We start from the raw sequence: 2,644 nt of genomic DNA on the forward strand, positions 1-2,644 counted from the left end.
CTCGTACGCCTACGAGAACGGCGGCATCCCGCACAACGAGCGCCTGGAGTTCCTGGGCGACTCCGTGCTGGGCCAGGCCGTCACGGTGCGCCTGTTCACACGGCATCCGGAGCTCGAAGAGGGCGGCCTCGCCAAGCGCCGCGCCAGCGTCGTGTCGACCGTCGCCCTCGCCGAGGTGGCCCGCAGGATCGGACTTGGGGCGTACGTACGCCTCGGCCGTGGCGAGATCCTCACCGGCGGGCGCGACAAGGACTCGATTCTCGCCGACACGATGGAGGCGCTCATCGGAGCGACCTTCCTGTCGGCTGGTCCTGAGGCTGCGACCGCCATGGTGCTGCGTCTCGTCGAGCCGCTCCTCGCCGACCCCGAACGCTACGGCGCCGCGATGGACCCCAAGACGAGCCTGCAAGAGATCGCGGCCCGGCTGGGACTGCTCGCACCGGTGTACACGGTCGATGCCACCGGCCCCGATCACGACCGTCGGTTCACGGCCACGGTGATCGTCGGCGATCTCGCCACGACGGGAAGCGGCTCGAGCAAGAAGCAGGCCGAGATGGCCGCCGCCCTCACGGCGTGGCGCGAGCTCGACACCCGTGCCTGAGCTCCCCGAGGTCGAGGTCGTGCGGGCCGGCCTCGAGCCCGCCATCGCCGGCGCGCTGATCACGTCCGTCGACGTGCGCGACGAACGCGCGCTGACGCGGCACACCGGGGGAGCGGCCCACTTCGAGGCCGAATTGACGGGCCGGCGGATCACCGCCGCCGTCCGCCGGGGCAAGTTCCTGTGGATGCCGGTGGCCGGCGACGAAGCGATCGTCACGCACCTGGGAATGAGCGGGCAGATGCTGCTGCGCGTCCCCGGCGCTCCGGAAGAACGTCACGAGCGCATCCGCATCGAACTCGAGCATCCCGTGCATGGGCCGCTGTCGGTCGTCTTCGCCGACCAGCGCACGTTCGGCTCGCTCGCGCTCGACGAGCTCGTCGACACGCCCGACGGCGCCGCGGGCGGACGCGGGTCCGACCTCGCGCGCGTGCCCACCCAGGTCGCGCACATCGGTCGCGACCCGCTCGATCCGGCCTTCGACGCCGCCCGATTCCGCGCGAGGCTGGGCCGCACGGCATCCGGGATCAAACGCGTGCTCCTGGACCAGACGGTCGCCAGCGGTATCGGCAACATCTACGCCGACGAATCGCTGTGGGCGTCGCGTATCCACCCTGAGACGCCCGGCTCCGACCTGCCCACCAGATCGGTGAACCGCCTGCTCGGCGAGGTGCGGGCGGTGCTCGAGAAGGCGTTGGCCGAGGGCGGCACGAGCTTCGATGCGCAGTACGTGAACGTCAACGGCCAGGCCGGATACTTCGCGCACTCGCTCAACGCCTACGGACGTACCGGTCAACCGTGCCCCCGGTGCGGGCGCCCGATCGTGCGCGTGTCGTTCATGAACCGCTCGAGCCATTTCTGCCCGCACTGCCAGAGACGGCGCTGATCCTCGGCCCGCGCCCGGGACCGACCGCACGAGCCGCCCGAACGCGTCGTCGGGGACGATCCCGGGCGACGTGCCGCGGCGACGCGCGCGGTGGGGTCAGGAGAGGATCTTCTGCCATACGCCCTCGTACGAGATCGGGGCGAAGCCGATCTGCTCGTTGATCGAGAGCATCGGGCGGTTCTCCTCGGCGTTGTAGGTGATGACGCGGGGTGAGTCGGGGGCGATGTCCCGCCAGGCGAGGAGGCCGGCGCACTTGACCAGCAGGCCCAGTCGGTGCCCGCGATGGGAGGCCACCACGAGGGTGTCTTCCTGCCCCGTCACCGCCGCGCGGTCCTTGCCGATGACGAGCTCGTTGAACGCGGCGAGCTCTCCCGAGTCCACGTGCTGCGCCGCGGTCACCAGCATGTGGCGACCCGCGTCGAGGTACGTGGCCTCGTGGCGCCGGAGCCGTGCGGCATCCCACACCTCTTCGTCGACGTCGAGGTCGGCGGACGGCGCGTCCGTCGCCATGCGCGACTTCATCCAGGCGAAAGCGTCGACGAATTCGTCGGGCGTGGGCAGCGTCCACTGCACCACGCGATACCCGGCCGCCGCGGCCTCGGCCTCGGCGAGGAGGGTGCCGAGGCGTGGGCGGGCAACGGCGACATCGAGCGTGCTCACGCGCACGATCTGCTCGAGCGTGCAGCCGGATGCCAGCAGGAACCGCGCCGAGTGGTCGTTCGGCACGGCGCCGAACCCCGTGGGTGCCGCCAACTGCGGTCCCTCGGAGGCAGGGTGCGCGGCCCACGACTGCAGGACCGTGCGTCCGTGGGCGCGGGCGAGGGGCTCGATAATGGCGAAGGCGGCGCGACCGATGCCGTGACCCCACGCGGACCGGCGGAGTTCGATGAGGTAAGACCCGGTGCGGGCGCCGTCCTCCTGCGGGAGGTCGAGGCCCGCGCGACCGACGACCTCGCCGTGGAACACGGCGATCCATGAGAACCGCTTCACCTCCGGCCGGGGCTGGAACAGGGGGAGCAGTTCGTCGGCGGGCATCGATTCGTCGTCGTGTCCGGAGATCTCCTCGTAGACGAGGTTGCGCAGACGCACCATCTCGCGGAAGTCGGCGGCATCAACGTCGTCGATGGATGCCGGGATGTGAAGCGGCCGCAGCTCGAGGC

Annotated in this window: 3 protein-coding genes; 2 read left to right on the forward strand and 1 reads right to left on the reverse strand. The window is 71.0% G+C overall.

What is annotated here, in order from left to right:
• A partial coding sequence (gene rnc, locus RWP81_RS16125) for a ribonuclease III (protein WP_314457822.1) occupies nucleotides 1-601 on the forward strand: 601 nt, incomplete at its 5' end.
• The gene (mutM, locus tag RWP81_RS16130; RefSeq protein ID WP_314457824.1) at nucleotides 594-1,484 is read left to right on the forward strand and encodes a bifunctional DNA-formamidopyrimidine glycosylase/DNA-(apurinic or apyrimidinic site) lyase; all 891 of its coding nucleotides are present in this window, start codon (nucleotides 594-596) and stop codon (nucleotides 1,482-1,484) included. The genes rnc and mutM, both read left to right, overlap by 8 nt.
• A gap of 96 nt (nucleotides 1,485-1,580) precedes the next feature.
• On the opposite strand, the gene RWP81_RS16135 is transcribed toward mutM, so the two are convergent.
• Nucleotides 1,581-2,644: GNAT family N-acetyltransferase (locus RWP81_RS16135; protein ID WP_314457826.1), on the reverse strand; the 1,064-nt coding region annotated here is incomplete at its 5' end.

This window comes from uncultured Microbacterium sp., assembly GCF_963521695.1.
In the GTDB taxonomy this organism is placed as follows: domain Bacteria; phylum Actinomycetota; class Actinomycetes; order Actinomycetales; family Microbacteriaceae; genus Microbacterium.